The sequence below is a fragment of the Mucilaginibacter puniceus genome, assembly GCF_054783175.1.
On record NZ_BAAGRB010000001.1, the window covers coordinates 150,141 to 176,023 of the forward strand.

Annotated in this window: 23 protein-coding genes, 1 tRNA gene and 1 pseudogene; 14 read left to right on the forward strand and 11 right to left on the reverse strand. The window is 39.7% G+C overall.

Annotated features, from left to right (window positions below):
* Positions 1-151: 151 nt before the first annotated feature.
* From ACYVJ6_RS00700 to ACYVJ6_RS00710, 3 genes are all read left to right on the forward strand, one after another.
* Entirely contained in the window at positions 152-2,632 is a 2,481-nt protein-coding gene (locus tag ACYVJ6_RS00700; protein ID WP_460692127.1) for a M1 family aminopeptidase, read from the forward strand.
* A gap of 62 nt (positions 2,633-2,694) precedes the next feature.
* Positions 2,695-3,054, forward strand: a complete 360-nt coding sequence (locus ACYVJ6_RS00705; RefSeq protein WP_460692128.1) for a hypothetical protein — start codon at positions 2,695-2,697, stop codon at positions 3,052-3,054.
* Positions 3,055-3,136: 82 nt separating this feature from the next.
* Complete coding sequence (locus ACYVJ6_RS00710) at positions 3,137-3,388, forward strand: hypothetical protein (protein WP_460692129.1); 252 nt, start codon at positions 3,137-3,139, stop codon at positions 3,386-3,388.
* Positions 3,389-3,393: 5 nt separating this feature from the next.
* Here the strand turns inward: ACYVJ6_RS00710 and cdaA are convergent, their stop codons facing one another.
* Positions 3,394-4,185, reverse strand: a complete 792-nt coding sequence (gene cdaA / locus ACYVJ6_RS00715; RefSeq protein ID WP_460692130.1) for a diadenylate cyclase CdaA — start codon at positions 4,183-4,185, stop codon at positions 3,394-3,396.
* 85 nt (positions 4,186-4,270) lie between these two features.
* Positions 4,271-5,953 (reverse strand): energy-dependent translational throttle protein EttA, encoded by a 1,683-nt coding sequence (ettA, locus tag ACYVJ6_RS00720; RefSeq protein ID WP_460692131.1) that lies wholly within the window; start codon positions 5,951-5,953, stop codon positions 4,271-4,273.
* 369 nt (positions 5,954-6,322) lie between these two features.
* Between ettA and ACYVJ6_RS00725 the strand changes: the two genes are divergently transcribed.
* On the forward strand, positions 6,323-6,931 hold the full coding sequence (locus ACYVJ6_RS00725) for a dihydrofolate reductase family protein (RefSeq protein ID WP_460692132.1): 609 nt from the start codon (positions 6,323-6,325) through the stop codon (positions 6,929-6,931).
* 50 nt (positions 6,932-6,981) lie between these two features.
* Here the strand turns inward: ACYVJ6_RS00725 and ACYVJ6_RS00730 are convergent, their stop codons facing one another.
* Positions 6,982-7,410: an SRPBCC family protein gene (locus ACYVJ6_RS00730; RefSeq protein ID WP_460692133.1), complete on the reverse strand. Its 429-nt coding sequence runs from the start codon at positions 7,408-7,410 to the stop codon at positions 6,982-6,984.
* Between the two features lie 2 nt (positions 7,411-7,412).
* Positions 7,413-7,727: an ArsR/SmtB family transcription factor gene (locus ACYVJ6_RS00735; RefSeq protein ID WP_460692134.1), complete on the reverse strand. Its 315-nt coding sequence runs from the start codon at positions 7,725-7,727 to the stop codon at positions 7,413-7,415.
* Positions 7,728-8,218: 491 nt separating this feature from the next.
* On the opposite strand from ACYVJ6_RS00735, the pseudogene arr reads away from it, so the two are divergent.
* A pseudogene (arr, locus tag ACYVJ6_RS00740) lies at positions 8,219-8,596 on the forward strand (NAD(+)--rifampin ADP-ribosyltransferase); the annotation flags it as partial.
* A gap of 449 nt (positions 8,597-9,045) precedes the next feature.
* Here the strand turns inward: arr and ACYVJ6_RS00745 are convergent.
* Positions 9,046-9,525 (reverse strand): hypothetical protein, encoded by a 480-nt coding sequence (locus tag ACYVJ6_RS00745; protein WP_460692135.1) that lies wholly within the window; start codon positions 9,523-9,525, stop codon positions 9,046-9,048.
* Between the two features lie 341 nt (positions 9,526-9,866).
* Here ACYVJ6_RS00745 and ACYVJ6_RS00750 point away from each other — a divergent pair, with 341 nt between their 5' ends.
* The 3 genes from ACYVJ6_RS00750 to ACYVJ6_RS00760 all read left to right on the forward strand — a co-directional run bounded on the left by ACYVJ6_RS00750 (position 9,867) and on the right by ACYVJ6_RS00760 (position 15,668).
* On the forward strand, positions 9,867-12,269 hold the full coding sequence (locus ACYVJ6_RS00750) for a hypothetical protein (RefSeq protein WP_460692136.1): 2,403 nt from the start codon (positions 9,867-9,869) through the stop codon (positions 12,267-12,269).
* A gap of 347 nt (positions 12,270-12,616) precedes the next feature.
* Positions 12,617-15,172: an ATP-dependent Clp protease ATP-binding subunit gene (locus ACYVJ6_RS00755; protein WP_460692137.1), complete on the forward strand. Its 2,556-nt coding sequence runs from the start codon at positions 12,617-12,619 to the stop codon at positions 15,170-15,172.
* A gap of 97 nt (positions 15,173-15,269) precedes the next feature.
* Positions 15,270-15,668: a hypothetical protein gene (locus ACYVJ6_RS00760; RefSeq protein ID WP_460692138.1), complete on the forward strand. Its 399-nt coding sequence runs from the start codon at positions 15,270-15,272 to the stop codon at positions 15,666-15,668.
* 66 nt (positions 15,669-15,734) lie between these two features.
* Here the strand turns inward: ACYVJ6_RS00760 and ACYVJ6_RS00765 are convergent, their stop codons facing one another.
* Together ACYVJ6_RS00765 and ACYVJ6_RS00770 are read right to left on the reverse strand one after the other, a co-directional pair.
* Positions 15,735-16,793, reverse strand: a complete 1,059-nt coding sequence (locus ACYVJ6_RS00765; protein WP_460692139.1) for a TerC/Alx family metal homeostasis membrane protein — start codon at positions 16,791-16,793, stop codon at positions 15,735-15,737.
* Position 16,794: 1 nt separating this feature from the next.
* On the reverse strand, positions 16,795-17,766 hold the full coding sequence (locus ACYVJ6_RS00770; protein ID WP_460692140.1) for a polyprenyl synthetase family protein: 972 nt from the start codon (positions 17,764-17,766) through the stop codon (positions 16,795-16,797).
* A gap of 416 nt (positions 17,767-18,182) precedes the next feature.
* On the opposite strand from ACYVJ6_RS00770, the gene ACYVJ6_RS00775 reads away from it, so the two are divergent.
* The 5 genes from ACYVJ6_RS00775 to ACYVJ6_RS00795 all read left to right on the forward strand — a co-directional run bounded on the left by ACYVJ6_RS00775 (position 18,183) and on the right by ACYVJ6_RS00795 (position 21,698).
* Positions 18,183-18,425 (forward strand): GIY-YIG nuclease family protein, encoded by a 243-nt coding sequence (locus ACYVJ6_RS00775; protein ID WP_460692141.1) that lies wholly within the window; start codon positions 18,183-18,185, stop codon positions 18,423-18,425.
* Between the two features lie 4 nt (positions 18,426-18,429).
* Positions 18,430-18,520: transfer RNA gene (locus tag ACYVJ6_RS00780), tRNA-Ser, on the forward strand.
* A gap of 335 nt (positions 18,521-18,855) precedes the next feature.
* The gene (locus ACYVJ6_RS00785; RefSeq protein ID WP_460692142.1) at positions 18,856-19,584 is read left to right on the forward strand and encodes a glycosyltransferase family 2 protein; all 729 of its coding nucleotides are present in this window, start codon (positions 18,856-18,858) and stop codon (positions 19,582-19,584) included.
* Entirely contained in the window at positions 19,550-20,860 is a 1,311-nt protein-coding gene (locus ACYVJ6_RS00790; RefSeq protein ID WP_460692143.1) for a hypothetical protein, read from the forward strand. The genes ACYVJ6_RS00785 and ACYVJ6_RS00790 overlap by 35 nt, the downstream gene beginning before the upstream one ends.
* A gap of 1 nt (position 20,861) precedes the next feature.
* Positions 20,862-21,698, forward strand: coding sequence for a glycosyltransferase family 2 protein (locus ACYVJ6_RS00795; protein ID WP_460692144.1), 837 nt, complete (start codon positions 20,862-20,864; stop codon positions 21,696-21,698).
* Here ACYVJ6_RS00795 and ACYVJ6_RS00800 read toward each other — a convergent pair.
* Positions 21,695-22,126 carry a VOC family protein gene (locus tag ACYVJ6_RS00800; RefSeq protein WP_460692145.1) on the reverse strand — a complete coding sequence of 144 codons (432 nt, stop codon included), beginning with the start codon at positions 22,124-22,126 and terminating at the stop codon, positions 21,695-21,697. The genes ACYVJ6_RS00795 and ACYVJ6_RS00800 overlap by 4 nt on opposite strands.
* Before the next feature lie 30 nt (positions 22,127-22,156).
* The gene (locus ACYVJ6_RS00805) at positions 22,157-22,597 is read right to left on the reverse strand and encodes an SRPBCC domain-containing protein (RefSeq protein WP_460692146.1); all 441 of its coding nucleotides are present in this window, start codon (positions 22,595-22,597) and stop codon (positions 22,157-22,159) included.
* 199 nt (positions 22,598-22,796) lie between these two features.
* Here ACYVJ6_RS00805 and ACYVJ6_RS00810 point away from each other — a divergent pair, with 199 nt between their 5' ends.
* Positions 22,797-23,762, forward strand: a complete 966-nt coding sequence (locus ACYVJ6_RS00810; RefSeq protein WP_460692147.1) for a YncE family protein — start codon at positions 22,797-22,799, stop codon at positions 23,760-23,762.
* Between the two features lie 93 nt (positions 23,763-23,855).
* Here the strand turns inward: ACYVJ6_RS00810 and ACYVJ6_RS00815 are convergent, their stop codons facing one another.
* Positions 23,856-25,109: a sensor histidine kinase gene (locus ACYVJ6_RS00815; protein WP_460692148.1), complete on the reverse strand. Its 1,254-nt coding sequence runs from the start codon at positions 25,107-25,109 to the stop codon at positions 23,856-23,858.
* On the reverse strand, positions 25,106-25,783 hold the full coding sequence (locus tag ACYVJ6_RS00820) for a response regulator transcription factor (protein ID WP_460692149.1): 678 nt from the start codon (positions 25,781-25,783) through the stop codon (positions 25,106-25,108). Before ACYVJ6_RS00820 ends, ACYVJ6_RS00815 begins: the two co-directional genes overlap by 4 nt.
* Positions 25,784-25,883 lie beyond the last annotated feature (100 nt).

A 25,883-nucleotide genomic window follows, 5' to 3' on the forward strand; every position in this document is an offset into this window, starting at 1 on the left:
GTGAATTGGTTAAGGTAAATATACTATGGTAAATTAATTAGCGCAATCGATTTCAATAAAATTATGGTGTTTGTGTAACGCTTAGGCTGTTTTAGTGTCTTTTGTTAAGAATAAAACGCTTATTTTCGTTGATAACTGATCTTATATTAAAATGAAGAAACACTATGCTGCCGGCTTACTAACCGGTTTTATTATCACTATTGGCTTTGTTGCACCTGCTAATGCCCAGCAAACCGCAACTGACCCATCCAAAAATTACCGTGAAACACCCGCCAGGATAAATGACCTGGTACATACCAAACTGGATGTGAGGTTTGATTATGCCAAACAATACCTGTACGGTAAGGAATGGGTTACTATTAAACCGCATTTTTATCCTACTGACAGTCTTCGGTTGGATGCTAAAGGGATGGATATTAAAAATATATCTATTGTAAAAGCAGGTAAAAATGTACCCCTTAAATATACTTATGATAGTTTAACCTTAGCTATTCAATTGGATAAAACCTATCGTAACAACGAAAGCTACATTATATATATTGATTACACAGCCAAGCCAAACCAGTTAAAGGTTAAAGGCAGCGCGGCTATTAATGATGCTAAAGGGTTATATTTTATTAATCCACTGGGAGCCGAAAAAGATAAACCAACCCAAATATGGACTCAAGGCGAGACCGAAAGCTCGTCAGCATGGTTCCCTACCATTGATAAAACGGCACAAAAAACCACGCAGGAGATCAGCATGACCGTGCCTGCCAAGTATGTTACCCTATCAAACGGAAGGTTAGCGCAGCAGAAAGCGAATGCTGACGGTACCCGTACAGATACCTGGAAAATGGAGTTGCCACACTCGCCCTATTTATTTATGATGGCCGTTGGCGATTTTAAAATTTATAAAGATAAATGGCGCGATAAAGAAGTAAACTATTACCTGGAGCCAAAATATGCGCCATATGCTAAAGAGATATTCGGGCAAACACCTGAGCAGATAGAGTTTTACTCGAAAATTTTAGGAGTTGATTACCCGTGGAACAAATATGCGCAGATTGTAGTGCGCGATTATGTGAGCGGAGCAATGGAAAATACTACCGCTACTTTACATGGTGAATATGTACAGCTAACCCGCCGCGAGTTACTGGATGCCTATTATGATAGTGGACGTAGTACTATAGCACATGAGTTATTTCACCAATGGTTTGGCGATTATGTTACTGCCGAAAGCTGGAGTAATTTAACGGTTAACGAATCATTTGCTGATTTTAGCGAAATGCTTTGGGCCGAGCATAAATACGGGCAGGATGAAGCTGATGCGCATAACTATACCGCCATGTTAAGCTATTTGCGCGATCCTGAAAACAAGACCAAAGACCTTGTGCGTTTTTATTATGATGATAAGGAAGATATGTTTGATGTAGTTACTTACCAAAAAGGGGGTAACATTTTAAATATGCTGCGTAATTATTTAGGTAAGGATGCCTTTTATAAGGGATTAAACATCTACCTAAAAACTAATGCGTTTAAAGCAGGTGAGGCGCAGCAACTACGTTTAGCCCTTGAAGAAGCCAGCGGACGCGATTTGAACTGGTTTTTTAATCAATGGTATTATGGAGCAGGGCACCCTGAACTAAAAATTGGTTACAAATGGGATGATGCCACCAAAACCCAAACCGTTTACTTGCAACAAACCCAGGCCGGGCAAAAATTTATTTTGCCTATGGCGATAGACATTTATGCCGGTGGAAAAAAAGAACGCCATATGGTTTGGATGCGTAATGCAACAGATACTTTAACTTTTAAAGTAGGCACCAAACCCGACCTGGTAAATGTGGATGGCGATAAGGTATTATTAGCCGAAAAAGCGGAAAGCAAAAAATTGGCCGAGTATGTTTTTCAATACTTTAACGCGCCATTATACATGGACCGTTTTGAAGCCATTGACGCCGCCCTTGCCGTGCAAAATGATAAAAAAGCACAGCGTGTATTGGTAGCCGCTTTAAAAGATAAATATTACGGACTGCGTATTAAAGCTATAAAGGGATTGGATATGAAGAATGATGATGTGCGTAACGCGACGCAATCCATACTGGCATCATTAGCACAAACAGATGATAATAATTTGGTGCGTGCAGCCGCTTTAACTGTATTAGCTAATTTAAAAGTACCCGGCAATATGACCTTGTTTAAGCAAGCATTAGCCAGTGAGTCGTACGCTATACAAGGCGCGGCTTTAAACGGTATAGCAATACTTGACCAGGTGCAAGGATTTTCCCTGGCCAAAACATACGAAAAAGATAATCGTGGGGCATTAACAACAGCCCTAATAGGTATATATGCAGCTAACGGCAGTGCCGAGCAATGGCCATTTGTATATAATGAGTTTGATAAAGCCACTATAAACGGCAAGGTAACCATGGTACGCCAGTTTGCAACCATGATAGCGCATGTAAATAACTCGGCTTATGCACAGCAAGGTATCGCGCAAATAAAGGATATGGGCATGAAATATAAAAGTATTGCCAAACCATTGTCTGACCTGTTACAAAGTTTAAAACAACCTTTAACGCAACAAAATGACCAGGCATCAATCCAAGCTATTGATAAAGCGGTAAGTGATATTGCAGCAAATAAATAACATTATTTAACAATTACTTATAAAAGTTTTTGGTAATTTAGATTTACCAATTATACAGTATCATGAAAAAGCTATTATTTTTATTTATGCTGATGGGTGTTGCATCCTTGGTAAGGGCACAGGCCAAATTTGAGCTAAAGCCTTTTAATAAGCTGCCTGAAAGTTTTTATAAAAAATACAACTTTACCTTGCCGGACAGTTTAACACGTTTGATGCCTCAAACACCTAGTAAGGTTAACCCGCAAATGATTGATAGCACTAAGCCCAACCTAAACAGGCAATATGCATATAACCCAATGCCGGTAGTAAGGATGGAAGGCCGATCAAACATGCCTATTGTTAAAATGCAGGGAAATTCAAAAATGCCGGTTATTAACCCGGATGCCGGGGTGGCCCGAATTATAACCAGGCAATTACCATAAGCATATTTTAAAAAAACATTAAAGGCTGCCTAAACAGGCAGCCTTTTTGCTGTATTAGGTTTGGATAAATCGAAATACATCTATGAAAAAGATATTGTTCATCATTGTACTGGCAGCTATTGCAGCAAAGGTACACGCGCAAACTACGCAGCAAGCTAAACCAAATACTCCTGCAAAAGTAGATACAAGCAAACAAGACCGTATGCCGGTTATAAAGCCAAATACCAACTCGACTATGCCGGTAATGAAACCGCAAAATAATTCGCCCATGCCGATAGTAAAACCTGGTAATGATACCGTAATGACTAAAAGGAAGATAGTGCCGAAAAGGTAAAGATTCTAAAAATCCTTATTCAACATCTTTTCCAATTCCGCAAAGCTCACGTTCATTTTTACACGGCCCTGTTTGGCGTAGGATATTTCGCCGGTTTCTTCTGATATGATGATAGCTGTAGCTTCGTTAGCTTCGGTTACGCCAATACCTGCACGGTGGCGCAAACCAAATTGTGCGGGCAGGTCGTCCTTATCCGTAAGGGGTAAAATACAACTGGCAGATTTAATTTTGTTTTCGGCAATGATCACCGCGCCATCATGCAGCGGGCTTGTTTTTTGGAATATACTTTCCAGCAAGCGTTTGGATATTTTGGCATCCACTACCTCGCAGCTGTTTTGGTAAAACTGCTCATCATAATATTTAGCGAATACGATCAATGCCCCGGTGCGGGTTTGTTTTAATATTTTGCAGGCGTCAATAATGGGTTTTATGCGCAGGTAGTTATCTTTCTCCACCTCGGCTTTGCCAAAGAAATAGCGCCACCATGCTTTGTTGCGTTGCAGGGAAGCATTTTTGCCTACCAGTAATAAAAACCGCCTTATTTCCTGCTGAAAAATTACAATAACCAATATTATACCCACATTGGTAAAATAGCTCAATATGGTGCTCAGCAGCTTCATGTGCAGGGCATTCACCGCGAAATCAATGGCATACAAAATAGCAATACCAATAACAATATTAGCCGCGATGGTACCCCGCACCAGGCTATATACCTGGTAGATCAGCAGCGCTACCAGTACTATATCCAGCACATCAAAAAAGGTAAATCTCAATAAGCTAAAATCAATTCCCTGCATGGTATGCAAGATAATGGTTTTAGTTTTAAAACGCTACAACAGCAACAAAAAAGGCTAACCGTTTGGGTTAGCCAGATGTAATTTTTTAATCGGTCAGTTTTTTATACTTTATCCTTTTAGGTCCAATATCCCCTAAACGTTTTTTGCGGTTCTCTTCGTAATCAGAGTAGTTGCCCTCAAAGAAGTAAACCTGCGAGTTGCCCTCAAATGCCAGAATGTGCGTACATATCCTATCCAAAAACCATCGGTCGTGACTGATGATCACCGCGCAGCCGCCAAAGTTTTCTAAGGCTTCCTCTAACGCACGTAAAGTATTTACGTCAATATCATTGGTAGGCTCATCCAGCAGTAGTACGTTGCTGCCTTTTTTTAGGGTGATAGATAAGTGCACACGGTTACGCTCGCCACCTGATAGTATGCCTACTTTCTTTTGTTGATCGGCACCGTTAAAGTTAAAGCGCGATACATAGGCACGTGAATTTAACGGACGGTTACCTACCATAATGGTTTCTAAGCCCCCGGTAACGTTTTCCCAAACAGATTTGTTGGGGTCAAGGTCATCATGCATTTGGTCAACATAACCTAAAGCAACAGTTTCACCTACGCGGAAGGTACCTGCATCTGGCTGGTCCTGCCCGGTAATTAAACGGAACAGGGTAGTTTTACCCGCGCCGTTTGGACCTATGATACCTACAATACCCGCAGGCGGCAGGCTGAAGCTCAGGTTGTCAAATAATAATTTATCGCCATAGCTTTTGCTTACGCCGTTGGCCTCAATTACCACGTTACCTAAGCGTGGTCCCGGCGGAATAAACAGCTCCAGTTTTTCTTCGCGTTCCTTAGTTTCTTCGGAAGCCAGTTTTTCATAATTGCCTAAACGTGCTTTTGATTTGGCATGACGGCCCTTTGGCCCCATGCGTACCCACTCCAGCTCGCGCTCCAAGGTTTTTTGGCGCTTGCTTTCGGTTTTATCTTCTTGTGCTAAACGCTTGGCTTTTTGATCCAACCATGACGAGTAATTACCTTTCCAGGGAATACCTTCACCTCGGTCTAATTCCAGTATCCATCCCGCCACATTGTCAAGGAAGTACCTGTCGTGGGTTACCGCTATTACGGTGCCTTTATATTGTTTTAGGTGCTGCTCCAGCCAGTCGATTGACTCGGCATCCAGGTGGTTGGTAGGCTCATCTAATAGTAGAACATCAGGCTCCTGCAATAGCAAACGGCATAAGGCCACACGGCGGCGCTCACCTCCTGACAGTACCGAAATCTTGGTATCAGGCTCGGGGCAGCGCAGGGCATCCATGGCGCGCTCCAGTTTGGTATCCAGTTCCCAGGCACCTACCGCATCAATTTGGTCCTGCAGTTCGCCCTGGCGGTTCATCAGCTTATCCATCTTGTCCGGATCGCCGTAGTATTCTTCCAGGCCAAATTTCTCGTTGATCTCCTCGTACTCCTTCAGCAGGGCAGTAGTAGCGGCAACGCCTTCTTCAACCACTTCGCGTACAGTTTTGTTGGGGTCAAGCTCGGGCTCCTGGCTTAGGTAACCTACGGTATAACCCGGCGAAAATACCACCTCGCCAATATTGGTTTTATCTATCCCGGCAATGATCTTTAACAGGGATGATTTACCCGAACCGTTCAACCCTATAACGCCAATTTTGGCACCATAAAAAAACGACAGGTATATATTTTTTAATACTGTTTTTTGCGGCGGGTAAACCTTACTTACCCCGGCCATTGAAAATATGATCTTCTCGTCAGACATTGTAATGAGTGATTATGTAGATGAAGGGCAAATATGAGCAATAGTAAAGCTAACTGCAAGCAAAACATCAAACCTTTGCTATTGTAAAAATCATGGTTTACACAACTTAACACATTTCGGAAATTTTTTTAATTATTTCATTGATAATCAAGTATTTATAAAATTAATAGCTCAAAATGTGTAAACCATGATTTTTATGCTGTTAATAAGGTAGTCAAAGTGTTATTTACCACTTGGTGTAATAGGGGTTTAAGCTGCTACACTGTCGTAATAAGCCCGCTTTTTGCCGTATATGGCCCTTACGTTGGTTTTGTTTATTGCCGAGATTTGTATCATACAAAACCTAAAAATTATAAGGAGAACATTATTATGAGAAAGATCATTGTTTTATCATTTATTACATTGGATGGCGTGATGCAGGCACCGGGCGGGAAAGAGGAAGATACTTCAAACGGCTTTAAATATGGCGGCTGGACATCACCCTTGGGCGACGAAATTGCCGGGCAGGTTATGCAAAAGGAAATGACCCCTGCCGATTTGTTATTGGGCCGTAAAACGTTTGAGATATTTGCAGGTTACTGGCCGTACCATGCCGACCAATGGCCGGGCGTTAATGAAGTTACCAAATACTTTATCTCTAACACCGTAAAACCCACCGATGCTTTGGCTACCGGCTGGCAAAATGTAAAACTGTTAACCAATGTTGACGATATTAAAGCGCTTAAAAACACCGATGGTCCCGACCTTAAAATATGGGGCAGTAGCGAGTTGGTTAAGCTGTTGTTGAAACACGACCTGGTTGACGAATTTTGGCTGAATGTTTACCCTATAATATTGGGCAAAGGTAAAAGACTGTTTGGCGATGATGCTATACCTAAAACATTTACGTTGGTAGAAAGCACAACCACATCTACCGGGGTTATCATGACCAATTATAAAAAAGCCGGCGAGGTAAAAACAGCCGAAGTAGAAGGATAGATTGCTCTCCCTCCGCAATATGGCTGCGGAGGGGGCAAACCTGGTTTAAATTACTTTTCTACAAAGTCTTTCAGGCTGATGCCTAAAATGTGGTTCCAGCCCTGGCTGAAGCTTGAAATATCAAAATCAGGGTTGTTTTTAGGGAAGCTGTCTAAACCGGTATGGGTAATGCGTACCAGGGTTTGGTCGCCATCAGGAAAAAGTTCAAAACTTACTTCTGATGATCCTTCCAAATTTTCATACGCCCAGGTATAGCTTAACTTACGTTCGGGTTCAACAGCGGTAATGCGGCAGTTGTGTTTATATTTTTCGCCTTTGCTGCCCTGGCCGTAAAAGCTAAATTCAAAACCAACTTTGGCTTCAAAGCTATCCAGCTTAAAGTACCATTGCTGCATTTGGTCGTTATTGGTTAAGGCTTCCCATACGCGCCATGCCGGCGCATTTAATTTCTTTTCTACAATTAATGGTGATGTTGCCATAGTTATAAAGGTTTTGTTTGATTTAAAAAATTGTCCAGGTCATCCAGTTTGGCCGTCCAAAAGGCGCGGTACTGGTTGGTCCAGTCGGCTACCCGTTGCAGTTCTTTCAAATTGGCGCGGCAATAGCGTTCGCGGCCCTGTTGCGCGATGGTGATCAAACCGCATTGGGTTAAAATTTTAATATGTTTTGATACCGCCGGGCGGCTGATATTAAAATTATCGGCAATGGTGTTCAGGTTTAATTGTTTTTGCGCCAGTAAGCCTATGATCTCGCGTCGGGTTGGGTCGGCAATAGCCTGGAAAACATCTCGTCTCATATATTAGTAACCGTTTGGTTACGCAAATATATAAATGAAACCGTTTGGTTACACAAATTTTTTTATAATAATAGGTTACCAAAAAACGTATTGGGTATTAATAACTCACCAGCATAACCTCAAAAATGGAATTTAACCCACATAACCCCATTATAAAGCTTTGTATGCAGGGCATGGCAGCAGAAGAAAACGGAAACCCCAATGAAGCCGGTAAAATATTTATGCAGGCCCATAACGAAGCCACTAATGATTTTGAAAAATATCTGTCGGCCTATTACCTGGCCCGTAACCAAACTGTTGCGGCTGATAAACTCAAATGGTTTATAACCTGTTTGCAGTTTGCCTTGAAGGTAGATAGCGATTCGGTTACCAGTGCGCTACCGTCTTTGTATGCCCATATTGCCAAATGCTATGATGAACTAAACGATGCGGATAATGCTTTAAAATACGATGAACTTGCCAAAGCGCATCAATATAAGTTAACAGATAAAGGTCCGTTTTACCACGGCACCAGGGCCGACCTGCAGGTGGGGGACCTGTTAACACCGGGCGGTATCTCTAACTACAAAGAGGAATTGGTAATGAACCATATTTATTTTACCGCGCTTACCAACGGTGCCGGGTTGGCCGCGGCATTGGCTAAGGGCGACGGCAAAGAGCGGGTTTACATTATTGAACCTACCGGCAGCTTTGAAAACGACCCTAATGTTACCGACAAAAAATTCCCCGGCAACCCATCGCGATCCTATCGCAGCACATCGCCATTAAAAATTGTTGGCGAAATAACCGATTGGGTGAAAATAAGCCCCGAGGAATTACAAAAATGGCGGGAGAGATTAGCGGTTAATAAAGGGGAGATCATTAATTAGTATAACAACCATGCGTCATTGCGAGGAACGAAGCAATCTCTGCACTTGCAAATCAAAACCGAGATGTTTAGTCCAAGATTAAAACATCCGCCCGCTTCCCAACGATAGTCGGGACCGCGGGAAGGCCTGTTACTTTTGGCTTGATCCAAAAGTAACCAAAAAATCAAGTCAGCAGAGAGGCTTCTTTGCCGCACGAGGCTTTTGCGCTGCAAATCAGGCAAAACCTGGGGCCGCAAAAATTGCCCCAAGGCGCGCAGCCAGCCCTTCTGCAAATGTTGTATGCCCCTGCAGCCGCCCCGCCCCGCACCGTTTTCCCTGATTTCGCCCGAAGCTTTTCTGCTGACGGGTGATAAGCGATTTGTGCGTTGTCATGGTAAACCCGTCGAACCATAGCGGGAAGGGTTTTTGTTCCTTCAGGGTCTCTCGCAGAGGACCCTGCAGTGACGAAACTATTTTATTGTTCGGATAGTTGATATCAACAACAACAAAACATTGGGCAGTGCCTGTTTAAAATAACGGGTTTCGCTGGCTTTATAAATTTCAACACCAAAATAGTGCGCTGCAGACAACCGTATATTGGCAGTATCGGCCAGCAATTTGCCATCTAATACATAAAGTATGGGTTTGCCCTTATCAGTTGCCGATACATATTTATTCGTAATTTCTCCCAAAGATAATAGCGTGGCTTTCTTCAACTCAGGTACTATGGTGCGGTCTTTTAAGGTGATATATACTGCGCCATCAGGATATTTTTCGCTTCTGTTTATTTTTAGATCCTGAATATTCCCGGAAGTACCTAACAGGTTCATCATGTTAGCAGGAACTATAACAGAATCTGCCAGGGTGACAATATTGGGCTGCAAAACTCTTTGCCCATTACTATTCATGTAGGCCAATACAAAAAAGCAGGCTATTATAATTCTTCTCATTAAATAAAGATAGAAATTATTTTCTACCTCCTCTCCGTAGGACTCCTACGGGGAGTGGTAAAACAGGCGCACTGCCAAACCCCTGTCACCATACTTACTTGTACAAACCCCGATTCCCGATAGCGATCGGGATGATGTATTCGCAGCACGTTAGGCAATGGGTGCGATGTTGTTCTTTGAAATTTTGATTGTAACTTATACCATAAGCGGGAATGCTTGCGATAGCAGAAGAACACTTAGGATTTAAGCTGCGGAAGAGGCTCTGTTAAAATGCTTTATATTAAATTTTTGTTGTTTTATCAGATGCATTTATTACTTTTAGTTAACCTTATCCCGCTGTCATGAATAAATATATCAAAATTATGGGCTATAGATTAATTTTTATAGCTGCTTTTCTCCCCTTTATAAACTATAAAGCAAAAGCCCAAAATGCCTTTTCAGACGCTATAACCTTGTACAATTGGAAACATTCCAAGATAAATGACAGCTTGACCCTAAAAAAAGTTGAAATAATTTTAGGCAAAATTAATCTGTCGCAACAGGGCGAAACAAGCCCTGTCTTAGTAAAAATAAAAGATGATTTTGTGACTAGGTCATTCGACGCGCAAATGAAATCAGGTAATGACCTATACAAAAAAATTATACAAAGTATAAAGGAACTAAACTCTTCAAATCCTATATCGAAAGATCCAATAGTAAGTAACATCCGACGGGGGAATGATATCCTTGAAAATCTAAACAATAATAACGCAACGCTTGTTGCTTCTATTTCATTTTTAAATAATTATATATACGACCCAAAGAACAAACTCAGCGCCGAGATATACAAAGCAGCTAGCGATAGCTGTACGATTTTGGCGTCGGATACTTGCTTGAAAAATTCCCTTAAAAATATATTGAGAAGAGAAATCTCAAAATACTCAAACATGCTAGACGAAAACAAGAGCCAAATAGCCACTATTCAATCATTTTTAAGTAGTAACGTGAAATCTTTAAGAGACAATTCCGAAATATTAACCCAATTAAAAATTGTAGGATTTGAAGAACGATTGGCAAATGTAGTTAGGCTAAATAAGCCTGAATCATTAGTGCTTAATAATATAATCAAAGACGAACAACAGCAGAGTGCTATGTCAAAAAATGCGACAGGGATGGCGAGTTACAGTATTCCTTCTGAAGCGGAAATGATAGACCTTGTTGCAGTTTATTTAGCTAAACGAGTTAAGCAAGAAGCTCTTATATATTTTGTCGAAAAATGGAGGGATACAATTCTGAAGTCAGAACTGAAAAATATTTTTCCTGAATCTACACATAAATTCCAAAACTGGCAGCCATATACTGTCCCAAATTTTGACAATTCTTGGAAATACGCGTTTTCTAAGGACTTATTGGGCTTGCCAAAGCATGGTTTAGATTATCTTGATAATCACTTAGACATCGTTAATAATGACTCCAAAATATATTTGAAATATCTGCGAGATGCTTTAACAATATCAGAAAAAGTCACACAGCATTACAATTATATGGAGATAGTAGAATCTCTCGCGAATAATGAAAAAAAACTTGCGGAACTGAAGTCAAGCGGACTACAAACCTTTTTAAGATTGGCATACATAATCAATGAAGAGCTTTATCAAACAAATAGTGGTGAAAATTTTTGGATCACTTCGAATGAATTTTTTACAGTCATGCAAAATAATGATGAGCTGGCCAGAATTTTTATTAGCATAATAGCAAAAAAGTACCCAGATATAAATAATTATTTAACTGTGAATGTAAATAATTTATCTGCAAATGAGATAGGAGAAATCAGTAATTGGTTTGGCAATGTTTTAATGACTCTTAATCATTTTCAAGATAGTCAAAGGAATAAGGTTGGTGAAAAGGGCTTTGCACTTAATAGCTATTGGTCAAATTTATCACAAGTCATTAATGTTTTTCTGGAGAAAGAATCAGTCATAAAGGAATCTGCAAATTATAAAAAGGGGCTGGAAAAAGTAAATGAGCTTTTTGAAGTTTACGCGCTGATTCAAAATAAGAATTATCCCGCCGCTACAAATAAAGGCTTGAATATATTTCGAGGCTATGTTAAAGAAGACCAAGATAACGTGTTCGGGCCTGCTTTAGAAATTACATCATTTGCCTCCGACATACTTCAAGCGCAAAACGAAGAGCAACTTGCTAATGTAATTGAATCGCATGCCTTGCCCCCCGCGTCATATAGGCTAAAGCAAAATTTTTCAAGTATAATTACTGTAGGAGCATATTTCGGCCCCTATGGAGGCGTCGAATTTATTAAAGATGAAAAGAGATCGGGGATTTTGGGGTTTACGGCACCAATCAGTTTAGATTATAGTTGGAGTAATAAGCCCAAGATCGGAGGAAAGCATAAAAAAGCATATACGACATTAAGTTTGATAGTTTTTGATCTTGGCTCAGTGGTTTCATACCGACTAACCAATGAGGGCGCCGGTTTGCCTAGTAAAGCGCGATGGTCTCAATTATTCTCACCAGGGCTTAACATAAGGTTTGGACTTGGGGATGCTCCGCTTACTTTCAGTATTGGTGGACAACTGAGTCCTCAGTTACGAGACTTTAATAACGAAAGCAATAAAGATGCATTTCGGCTATCGGCAGGCTTAATGGTTGACATGCCTCTTATTTTGTTAAGAAAAGGAAGATTGCATAAATCGTCCCTTAATAGCGCGTATGACCCTTCGGCGAAAATACCCAAAACCAACTAATCACTAACCTCCAATCACTAAACCCTGCCCTTCTGTCACAAATCTGCCGTTATTGCGTAAATGCCCCATTATGGGGAAATAGCGTTATTGTTACTTAAACTTTTTGCGGTTTAAGCCATCCAATAGTTGATAATCAACGTATAACTATAAAGAAGCATCAACAAAGCATAATTTTTTACACAAAAGTTGTATTAAGTTGAACTTTCTGATAGATTGCGATATCATATTAATGTCTGTTTTTGGGCGTTAATAATTATTGGCAATAATATTGTTGATAAGTTAGAAAACAATGCGTCTTTTAAAGTACAATTTTTAATAAATTAGAGACGTTTAATCGAGGATTATATATGGAAGCTAAATTTTCGCCACGAGTTAAAGATGTAATACAATATAGCCGCGAAGAGGCTTTGCGCCTTGGGCATGATTATATAGGTACCGAGCACCTGTTGCTTGGGCTTATACGTGATGGCGATGGCGTAGCTATTAAACTGTTAAAAGAGCTGGCAGTTGATACCGCTAAATTACGCAGGGCAGTTGAAGATGCCGTTAAAGGAACTATAGGAACAAATGTACATATAGGCAGCATACCCTTAACTAAACAAGCCGAAAAGGTATTAAAGATAACATACCTTGAAGCTAAGATTTTTAAAAGTGATGTAATTGGTACCGAGCATTTGCTGCTGTCGATTTTACGTGACGAGGATAACATTGCATCGCAAATATTGATGCAGTTTAATGTTAACTACGAGATTTTTAAAGGCGAGGTAGAATCGCATAAAAATAATATTACCGACGAGATGCCGGGTTCGTCAACCGGTGGTGAGGATGATTTTAAGGATGATGAAGCTTTTAGCCAGCCTAAAAAAGTATCAGATATTAAATCAAAAACCCCGGTACTGGATAATTTTGGCCGCGATTTAACCCGCGCCGCCGAGGATGGTAAGCTTGACCCTATTGTGGGGCGCGAGAAAGAAATTGAGCGTGTATCGCAGATACTATCACGTCGTAAAAAGAACAACCCGATATTGATAGGCGAGCCGGGCGTAGGTAAAAGTGCCATTGCCGAAGGCTTGGCCCTGCGTATAGTACAACGTAAAGTAAGCCGTGTATTGTTTAACAAACGTGTGGTTACGTTAGACCTGGCCAGCTTAGTGGCAGGTACCAAATACCGTGGCCAGTTTGAGGAACGTATGAAAGCGGTAATGAACGAGCTGGAAAAATCGCCTGATGTGATCTTGTTTATTGACGAGATACATACCATTGTGGGTGCGGGCGGTGCTTCGGGATCATTAGATGCCTCAAACATGTTTAAACCGGCTTTGGCCAGGGGTGAGATACAATGCATTGGCGCGACAACTTTAGATGAGTACCGTCAGTATATTGAAAAAGATGGTGCTTTGGACCGTCGTTTCCAGAAAGTAATGGTTGAGCCTGCTACGGTTAGCGAAACCATTGAGATACTGAACCGCATTAAAGAAAAATACGAAGAGCACCACGGTGTAACTTATACCGACGAGGCTATTGAGGCCTGCGTTAACTTAACAACCCGCTATATAACCGACAGGTTTTTACCTGACAAGGCTATTGACGCGCTTGACGAGTCGGGCTCGCGTGTGCATTTGACCAATATCCATGTTCCGCAGGAGATTTTGGATATTGAGCAAAAGATAGAGCAGATAAAAGTTGAGAAAAACAAAGTAGTACGCAGCCAGAAATACGAGGAAGCGGCTAAATTGCGCGATACCGAAAAGAACTTGCTGGAAGAATTAGATAAAGCTAAAACCGTTTGGGAAGCCGAAACTAAATCAAAACGTTATACCGTAACCGAAGATAATGTTGCCGAGGTAGTATCTATGATGACCGGTATACCGGTACAAAAGGTTGGCCAGGCCGACAGCCAGAAACTACTGGCCATGGGCGAAACTATTGCCAGCAAGATCATAGGCCAGGATGACGCCATTAAGAAACTAACCCGTGCCATACAACGCACCCGTGCAGGTTTAAAGGACCCTAAAAAACCAATTGGTTCGTTTATATTCCTTGGCCCGACAGGTGTGGGTAAAACCGAGTTGGCTAAAGAGCTTGCCCGTTTTATGTTTGATACCGAAGACGCGCTGATACAAATTGATATGAGCGAGTATATGGAGAAATTCGCGGTATCACGTTTAGTGGGTGCGCCTCCGGGATATGTGGGTTATGAAGAAGGCGGACAACTTACCGAGAAAGTACGCCGTAAACCATATGCTGTTGTATTGTTAGATGAGATTGAAAAAGCTCACCCTGATGTATTCAATATTTTATTACAAGTGTTGGATGAAGGGCAGCTAACTGATTCGTTGGGCCGCAAGGTTGATTTCAGGAACGCTATCATCATCATGACATCAAACATTGGTGCGCGCCAGTTAAAAGATTTTGGACAAGGGGTAGGTTTCACCACCAACGCCAAAGCAACACAGGCTGACGCACATTCAAGAGGTGTGATTGAGAACGCTTTAAAACGTGCTTTCGCGCCTGAGTTTTTGAACCGTATTGATGATGTGATCGTGTTTAATTCGTTAAGCAAAGAGGATATCTTCAAAATTATTGATATCGAACTGGGCTTCCTATTTGGCAGGGTACAAGGTTTAGGCTTTAAAATTGAGCTGACCGAAGGCGCCAAAGAGTTTATTGCCGAGAAAGGTTACGATTCGCAGTTTGGTGCACGTCCGTTAAAACGCGCTATCCAGAAATACCTGGAGGACCCCATTGCCGAAGAAATACTTAAAGGCGAACTGACCGAAGGCGATACTATGGTGGTTGACTTTGACAAGGACCTGGGCGAGATCAAGATCATTGATAAAAAGGCTACTGCCAAAGCGGATAAACCCGATAAAAAGAAACCCAAAGAGGAAGAATCTAAATAATTAATATAAGCCCCCGAGCAATCGGGGGCATTTTTTTTGAAAAAAATTAAACCTTTTTAGCGGATATCGTCTTATATAATAATTAACACGTATCCTCATGAAAAAAATATTATCATTCCTATTCGTTGCGGTGATAGCTATAGGCTTATCATCATGCAAAAAAACTTACATTACGCCAAATCCCAATCGAACCATAATTTATGATGTACCGGTGAGCAGCTGGGTACTAAGTAATGACGGCAGATCATATTACTCGATTTTAGATGACATACCTGAAATTGACAATTATTTTAATGAAAATGGCGGCGTATTAGTTTACTTTAATTTTAACCAGGGCGTTTATGAGCAGATTCCTTACACCTATAATGGCGTAGCTTACAGCTATACCCATGAGACGGGAAATATAGTGTTATATGCGCAAACAGCTGACGGTGGTACACCCATTAAGCCTGATGCACTGAAGGTTAAAATATTGCTGATAAGTTCTGATCAATAACGTAACAGAAGTAAAAAAGATCAAAAACGCCCCGAATTTTCGGGGCCTTTTTAATTAATATCATTTTTATTTCCTGGCGTGCGTAACTTTCTTTTTAGGGAAGATGAGGGAAGCTACCACACTTATTACCAAAATGCTTAATATGATGATAAGCGAGTTTAACGTAGTTAATCCAATTTTTTCTACCCAATTGGCTAACAGCATTTTTAAGCCGATAAAAGCTAACAGAGCTGCCAGTCCTACTTTTAGGTAATGGAATTTCTCAATAATATTTACCAGTAAAAAAAACATGGAGCGTAGGCCCATAATGGCAAATATGTTAGAGAAGAATACGATATAGGGATCTTTAGTGATTGAGAATATAGCCGGTATTGAATCTACGGCGAATACAAGGTCGGTAAACTCAATAATTAACAGCACCAGGAACAATGGTGTTATATATTTTTTTCCGTTGAGTTTAATGAAAAATTTACTGCCTTCAAATTTTGGATGTACCGAAAAGTATTTGGACGCCAGTTTTACTACCTTATGGTTTTCGGGATCGATCTCTTCTTCCTGGTTGCGGTTGATAAACATACTTACACCGGTATACACCAGGAAAGCCCCGAACAGGTACAATATCCAATGGAACTGGTTGATCAATGCCGCGCCAACAAAAATGAACAGGAAACGCATTACAACAGCGCCTATTATGCCCCAAAGCAATACTTTATGATAATACCTCGGTTGTACGCCAAATGCCCCGAATATAAGTACCATCACAAATATATTATCGACAGATAAGGCATACTCAACAATATAGCCGGTAATAAACTCCAGCCCCAGGTTTTTACGGTATACTTCTAAACTTGCGGCGAGGTTGTTGGGATTTATAGCTAATTTATGCAGGTGTTTTTGATTTACTTCCTGCAGGCGGGCATAGCTATCTACCTGGTGCAGTAAATGGCCGTAATGCAGTATCAGCCAATAAAAACCCAATGCAAAGCTTATCCAAATACCGCTCATAACAGCGGCTTGTTTAAGGCTTACCGGTTTGTCGGCTTTGCCAAACAGACCCAAATCAGCAGCCATCATTAAAAAGATAAAAACTACAAAGCCACCTATAAAAAGTATCTCGTTTGACATGTTATTTTTTACGTTCGGTGGTAAACTGTACCAGTTGCTCCAGCCCTGTGCGTGCATCGCCGGCGGGGAAGGTATTTAAAATAGTAAAGGCTTCTTCGCGGTATTTTTTCATTTGGGTTTCGGCATAAGCTAAACCACCTGCCTGTTTTACAAAATCAATAATAGCGGCAATTTTTTGCGGCTCGTCGTTATGATTTTTAACCAGGTTGATCATTTTCTTTTTAGTTGCGGTATCGGTATTATTCAGCGCGTAAATCAAGGGTAGGGTCACTTTCTTTTCTTTAATGTCGATACCTACCGGCTTACCAACATCATCTGTGCCAAAATCAAACATATCATCTTTGATCTGGAAGGCTATGCCTATCTTTTCTCCAAACAACCGCATCCGCTCAATTGTTTCATCATCAGCCCCGGCAGATGCCGCCCCGCAGGCACAACATGACGCAATTAACGAAGCCGTTTTTTGGCGGATAACCTCGTAATAAACATCCTCACTGACGTCCATACGGCGCACTTTTTCTATTTGCAGCAGTTCGCCCTCGCTCATTTGCTTTACCGCTTCTGATACGATCTGGAGTAGTTTAAAGTCTTTATTTTCAATAGACAGCAATAAGCCCTTTGATAGCAGGTAATCGCCCACCAAAACGGCTATCTTGTTTTTCCATAAAGCGTTTATTGAGAAGAAGCCACGGCGCTGGTAAGAGTTATCTACCACATCATCATGTACCAGGGTAGCGGTGTGTAAAAGTTCAACCAAAGCGGCACCCCGGTGCGTAGCCTCATTAATGCCGCCGCAAATACTGGCCGAAAAAAATACAAACATGGGCCTTATTTGCTTGCCTTTGCGCTTTACAATGTAATGGGTAATACGGTCAAGCAGCGGGACATTGCTTTGCATGGAAGTTTTAAAGCGTTCCTCAAAAACATCAATATCTGCGGCTATGGGTTTTTTAATTTCGTCGATGCTCAGCATTAACTAAACAGGGTGCTTTAAATGGTAAAATAATGCCTGCCGGCATTTGAAGCAAACATAGCTAAAATAATTTCCAAAATAATTTTACAGGCATTAAACCTTATACATTTTTTTCACTCTTATAAATACAATAGCACGATAGAGCAACGCTTGGTTGTGATAAAGTGACCATATATAGTTTTTGGTTATGTTAATGATTTGCTAAAACGGGATCTGTACTCACAGGTTCCGTTTTTTATTGGGTAATTATTTTACCTTTGCAATCCAAATTTATTACAGGAGAGGTGTCTGTCCGTAGGACTCCTTCGGAGAGTGGTCGAAAGAGCACGCCTGGTCCATAGGACTCCTTCGGAGAAAGTGTGTATACGCCCCCAGAGGGGTCCTATGGACAAAAGTGTATCGATGGTTCGAATAGTATGTATTATAGCTATATATTAAAGAGTCTTAAAGATGGTCGTTACTATTATGGTAGTACGGAAGACATTGATAAAAGATTGCGTAAGCATAATAGCGGACAAGTGCGCTCAACCAAAGGCCGGGTGCCTTTTATTATACATTTTAAAGAAGAGCACTTAAATCGTAGCTTGGCTTTTAAAAGAGAAATGTTTTATAAGTCTATTGATGGATATAATTATTTAAAAGAGAATAATATAATATAGATACGGAGAGGTGTCTGAGTGGTCGAAAGAGCACGCCTGGAAAGTGTGTATACGCCAAAAGTGTATCGAGGGTTCGAATCCCTCCCTCTCCGCCAAGCCAAATGCTGCCCGATAGGGCGGCATTTTTTATTTCGCAGCGTGCGGAACTTGTTGCAGCAAGCGGAGAAATAAAAAATGCAGAAAGCGTAGCGACAGCATTTGATTTGAAGCCTCCCTCTTTGGGATCAATGAAATTAATCCCCCCCTCTCCACAACATAAAGCAATGGTACTTTAGACTATTGCATTTTTTGAATCCTTTCTGTAACACTTCCTGTCAGACCTACTAATCCCATAGCTTCTGTTGCAATCATATTGAATATCAAAGTTTTGCATGCTAAAATAAATCAACTATAGCCGTACCAATAAGAGTTTAATTTTTATATTTATATTATGACGGTATCAGTGATAATCACAAGCTATAATTACGGGCACTTTCTAAGTGAGGCAATTGAAAGTGTACTTGGTCAAAGTTTTGATAGAAATGATGTCGAAATTATAGTTATTAATGACGGATCAACCGATAATACTGATAATGTAGTTAGAAAATACAATATTAAATTAATCAGTCAACCGAATATGGGCTTGCCGACAGCAAGAAATAATGGCATTAATATTAGCACAGGAAAATTTATCTTACCTTTAGATGCCGACGATAAATTGGCTCCTTCTTTTTTGGAAAAAACAGTTCCTGTTATTCAGAATAGTCCAGATATAGGAGTTGTTTACACCCACCGTAGTCATTTTGGATTAAAGAATACAATAAAACTTGCCAAAACCTTCGATATAGAAGAACTAAGAAAAAAAAACCAATTGAATTACTGCTCCCTTTTTAGGAAAAGTGCTTGGATTGAAGTTAACGGGTATAATACAAACATGGTTTGGGGTTGTGAGGATTGGGACTTTTGGTTAAAGGTAGCCCAAACACACTGGAGATTTGAATTAGTAGACGAAGTACTGTTTTATTATAGAAAACATACTAATAGTCTAATTGATATAGCCGCGAAAAACTTTGATATTGTGTTAAATCAAATATATAATAATCATCCTAGATTATATTCTAATAACATCCCTGTTGAACATAAAAATGGAATATCCTATTTTAAATCACAAGAAGATTAAGGTGTTCATTGGCTCAGTTTTCTACGAAGAAAGGAAGGAGTGGACACTGCGGAAAAAAATTGCCGATTTATTGAAGGAAAACGATTTCAACACTTGGTTGTGGGAAGAGAATGGAGTTCAGGAATATGAAAAAAGCAAACGTAATTGGAAACTAATAGTATCTGAAGCAATTAGTTCATGTGATGTAGTAGTAACATTTTATAAGAATTCAGCGGGTGATGAAAGTAGACTTTTTGAAATACCATTTTTCCCGACTGACTATGAAATTGCCCTCTCAATAAAACATGGTGTCCCATTATGCCTTTATATTATCAATGGTAAAGCTGTTTCTGATGCGTTAAAAGGTGTATTAGCATTATTTGGCAATCAGAATATTATTAACAGCAAACCGTCGTTTTGTCATAGTGAGGAGGCATTTGTCAAGCAACTTCTATTTGATTTAAAAGCTTTATGCTCTAAAAGGACTTTATACAGCAATATTTTAGTACAAGAATATTCAGACTTTCGTGTTTTACATGATTTGGAATCATACATAGAAATCATTTCTGCATTAAGACATTCCGGCGAATATCAGTTGGGATATGAATTAATACGTCAGAATACAGATTTCTTGAAATTTATACCCCGTACGGCAGAGGAAAAGATATTAAAAGCTAGGGGGCTTGCTCTTTGGGCGAATATTTATGCTAACCGGGCATTATACCAAAGGGCAATAAATTGTTTGACGCAAAGTATACGATTGTCATTAGAAACTTCGGACTATTTAAGCACATTTCGGTATGTACAGGATCTTTCAGGGATTTGTAATATGGCGGGAATGCCACGTGCTGTCCATCTAAATAATTATGGTTGTAATTCAACAAAAGTTTATAAAGAGTTAAAGGCTGACTATATTGATTCTAAAGCAAGTATTTTTAGGCGAATGGGGGAATTTGAATATGCATTTAATCTATTGCAAAGAGATTCTGATTGGGAGAAATCACCTTATTCTGCGGCAAAGTATACTTTCCTAAAAGGAGTTTCAGGTAATAAATGTTATTTAAATCAAAGTCGAGATACGATGGAAAAACATATTTTGCCATGGGCCAAGGATAAAAATAAATCTGTAGCGTATGTGCTTCGCGAGGCAGCAATGTTGGCAATTGAGGACTCTGATATGCAATCAGCACTCAGATTTTTAAACGAGGCATCTGATATTAGTGAAAGTTTAGGATCTACCCACACTTTAATTATGATTAATAAAATTAGAAACCTATATCCTAAGATAAATCTATGAAATGAATCATTTCAAAATATTAATAATTGTTCCAGCATTTAATGTATCAGAGAAGCTTGAAACCGTATTACATGATCTTTTGGTATATCAAAAAGATACTATCATTATTGATGATGGGAGCACCGATGAAACTTTAGAAATAATTAAAAAGAATAGATTTCAGTTTATAGCACATCAGCACAATATCGGTATGGGGGGCGCAATAAAAACTGGAATTAAATATGGAATTGAAAAGGGATATTCACATGCTATTTCGCTTGACGCTGATGGTCAACATTGCCCATTATATATCGAAGTATTTAAGCAAAAGTTAACCATTTGCGATTTCGTTATTGGTTGTAGATTTCACCTGGATTCTGTAAATGAAATACCATCCGCTAAGCTTTCCTCAAATTTCATGGGAGCAGCTATCACTCATGAGTTGTTCGAATCTGTAATAAAAGATATAAGTTGTGGTTACAGAGGCTTTAAGCTATCTCAAGCAAATTTACAAATTGCAGGCAATGGTTTTAACTTTGTTTTTCAACAACTTTTTCAGGTATTGAATTCACAAACAAAGTTTATGACGGTGAATATGCCTGCGGTTTATCCACTGGATGAATTGATGTCCACAAGGGTAGAGGAAATTCTTTGTTTTTTTGAAGCAATATATCCATATGTTTATGGAAAAAAATTAGAAGAGAAAATAACTAGTCTCGTCGACTCTATAGCTGCTAAACGGGATTTTCATTTTAAAATTGATATTTGGACTTTTTACGGATTTTACTTAGAATACAATAATTCCTATATAATTCAAACAGAGATAAAAAAAGCGAAAGATTTTTTTGTTCATACTTAACTATAATTTGGATCAAACTCCACAATCCATTCAATGCCGTATTTATCTCTGAACATGCCGGCATAAGTGCCCCAGGGACTGTCGTCAATGGGTCCTTCTACTTCTCCGCCTGCCGATAGGCCGTTAAATATTTTGTCGGCTTCCTCGCGGCTTTCGGCAGCTACTGTTATTTTAGATCGATTTTCTCTTTCGTTTACCCGGCCCATAAATTCAGGCACATCATTGCCAATTAATACATTGTGCTTTCCAATAGGCAAAACTATGGTCATTATTTTATTGGCCTCGCTTTCCGGCACCTGGAAATCATCGCTTGCCAGGTCTTTAAAACGAACGATCTTGGTAAACTCTCCGCCAAAAACTGATCGGTAAAAATTGAATGCTTCCTCGGCATTGCCATTGAAGTTGATCCAGGGGTTAATTGCTCTCATAACTATATTTTAAAATTTCTGTTAATACTATTACTCTTCGCAAATTTGTTTTAGGCGGGCCAGGGCCTTGGGCCAATCGTTATTGAACATATCTTCCCATTCATCGTATATTTTCATATCAATGGTCAAATCTGTTTTGCCACTGTTTTCGGCAAAACTATATTGTTCTAAACTGTTTATCCACTTTTGGGCCCACTCACTTTCTGTATCTTCTACACCACCCGGCTGTAGCAGGGCAATATGTGTTAGTAATATTTTTTTATACGGATCAAAGGTGGTTACCGTGGCCAAGGTGCCGCTGCCGTCCGCGCCTCCAAAGCGTATATTTTCGCCTTGTTTCCATTCGCCTTTATAATCGCTACCCGGCCAAGCGGCATTGGTCCAATCTTTATAGGTTTCATGCCCTATCATGGTATCCCATACCTTTTGCGGACTTGCCGATATGTTGATGTTGTATGCTAAGTTTTTCATATCCTAAAGATAGTTACCAGGCTTAAATTAAGCAGGTATCATTTACGACATATAAAGGGGTTAATTGCGACAAACTATGACGCAATTGAGCAACCTGTTTTAGTCCCTTTTGCAAAGTTGAATTAAAAGATTTCACCGTCTGTTCGATCATCCAACTTTCCTACAGATTGTTTAGCTAAATAGCTTTAAAAAATCAACCATGATATTTTTAAAGCCCCTAAGCACAATAGCGCTATTAGCCATTGCTTTAACCTCTCAGGCTCAAACTAAAACAGGGTTACACATCATAAAAAAACTCCCGATGGGTGGATCAGGTGGATGGGATTATCTTACGGTTGACGGACCAGGAAACAGAATCTATGTGTCTCATAACAGCCGGGTGCATGTTTTAACTATTACCGGTGATTCTGTAGGAACAATATCTAATACTACAGGAGTACATGGTATAGCATTAGCCAAGCCGTTTGGCAAAGGCTATACCAGTAACGGTAGGAGTAACAATAGTACCGTATTTGACCTGAAAACGAATAAGGTCATTACAACTATCCAAACGGGTGCAAATCCTGACGCTATTTTTTACGACGAGTTTTCGAAAAAGGTGTATGCCTTTAACGGAAATAGCAAGGATGCAACTGTAATTGACCCAGCGACTGATAAGGTTGTAGCCACAATACCACTTGGCGGCAAACCGGAAACCGGCGTATCGGATGGCAAGGGCAATATATTTGTAAACTCCGAAACCACTAACGAAGTAATTGTAATTAACGCAAACACATACCAGGTGATCCATCGTTATAAAATTGAACTGGGTGACGAACCAACAGGGCTTGCGATTGATTTGGCCACCAATCGTTTATTTATAGGTTGTGGCGGAAGTAAAACGTTGGTAGTTATGGATGCCGCAAATGGTAAAAATCTGGCTAAATTCCCTATTGAGGATTGCGATGGTGTGGCATTTGACCCTGCATCCAAACAAGCTTTTGTTTCTAACAGAACTGGAACAATGTCGGTAATTAAAGAACTATCAGCGGATAAATTTGAATTTGTAGAAAATGTGACTACTGAAGCAGGTGCAAGAACAATAGCGATTGACCCCGCCACACATTTATTATACCTACCCACTGCTACGGCTAACGCCTTTCATGTAATAGTAGTTGGAAAATAGCCCTTCCCCTAATTAATAAGCATAATTGAAGCCGCCCAATAGAATTTTGGGCGGTTTTTTTATCAAATTGAAAATATAACACAGGATAACTAACTAGTGAAGGCGAACCGTAAAAATATGCCTGCCACCATTAAAGGTATAAGTAAGCATATATCCTGAGCTTTCACATATTTCGCGCGAGAGTGTAAGTCCTAAACCTGTACCGTCAGAGTCGGCCGACTTATAAAAACGTTGAAATATTAATTCAGGCTCCAGAGCATTGGGTTGCCCGGTGTTACTTAGAGTAAATGCCTGGTCATTTAAGGTGATCTCAATCTCCCCCGCCGGGATATTATGGCGGATAGCATTGCCCAGCAAATTGTTTAATAATATATCTAACAATTCTTTATTCATCATTATGCTTACATCCTGTAGCCTGGTGGTTAATTGCAGGTTTTTGGCCGCCAGTAATTCTTGAAAATAATTTTCCAGGTCAATTGTCTTTTGCTTTAGATCAAGTTGTTCCTTTTTATGGATCAAGCCATTTTCAATTTTTGATATGAGGAGCATTGACCTGTTCAATTTTCTCATTTTTGAAACCATGGCGTAAACTTCACCAATTAATGTTCCCTGCCTGTCTGTTAATCCGCCGCTTTGTACCAGTGTGTCGAGTTTTGAGTTTATAACTGCTAATGGGGTCATTAATTCGTGTGATGCGTTGTCAACAAAATTCTTTAATTCCCGGTAATCGTTATTAACACGTAATGACATGGCAGTAACCTCCTGGTTCATATCATTAAATTCATCTATTGCGGTATCTAATACGGTAATGGTATTATTATCAGTTAAATTAAATAGTTTGATTTGCCGAAGCATTTGGTAAAAAGGTTTCCACAAACTACCAATAACTAATCTGTTGATAATAAACAAAATCAGTATAAGTATGAAAATAATACCTAAAGTTATAAAAAATATTACCCTGATAAGTCCTTCTGTTTCTACTTTTGATTGTATAATACTAACACGGTAGATTTTTCCTTTAACCTGCAAAGATGTGATCAATTCTCTCCCTGATACCCGGTTTTTACGTTCACTATCCCAATATTGGATATTAGTAAATCGTCTTCTTACAGCATTATTTCCGGTCAAATCAAAACGTACCTTCAGATATTCTGATTCAAATATTTGTGGTAAAGCATTATTTAATTTAACATGGTCAAATATTTCGTTTTCTTCAGATGCCAGGTCTTCATCTATCTCCTTAGTTAAAATTAGGCTAATAGTAAAATAGTAAATAAAACCGGTAATAATAATAACTAATACGGTTGTTATTAAACTAATACGGTTGTATTTATCCAGCAGCTTCATTGATCTGTAAATTTATAGCCCATGCCATAGGCAGATTGGATATAGTCCCTGCTTCCGGCATCCACCAGTTTTTTACGAACATTTTTAATGTGAGAATAAATGAAATCAAAATTATCTGACATATCTATCTCATCACCCCAAAGATGTTCGGCTAAAGCATTCTTAGTGACCACCTTCCCTTTGTTTGCTATAAGATAAAGTAACAAAGCATATTCTCTTTTTGTAAATTTAATAGCCTGTTGATGTACGATGACTGATTTAGCAAGCAAATTCATCTGTATTTCGTTAAAATCAACTAAGTGGTTCCCGTCAAAAGATTTTCTGCGAATAATCGCCATTACACGCGCGCGTAACTCTGATAAATGAAATGGTTTGGTAAGGTAATCATCCGCCCCGAGGTCAAGGCCGCGAAGGCGGTCGTCAAGCGAATCTTTAGCAGAAACTATTAAAACCCCATCAGGAAAGCGATTTTGTTTGAGGGTTTGCAAAATATCTAAACCACTGCCATATGGTAGTGTGATATCCAATATAATGCAATCATATCGGTAGACATTTATTTTTTGCAGTGCAATTGTATAATCATTTGCTGTTTCGCAAATGTTACCTGCATCGGTAAAATAATCCTTGACACTTTCTCTTAATCCGGGCTCATCTTCTATAACAAGTAATTTCACTTTCTTTATTTTGACAATTGATCGGTATAAGGCCTATTATTAATAACAGTGTTTAAAGTTAACTTTAAATCTATTGACATATCCTAAGTTTCTACAGAAT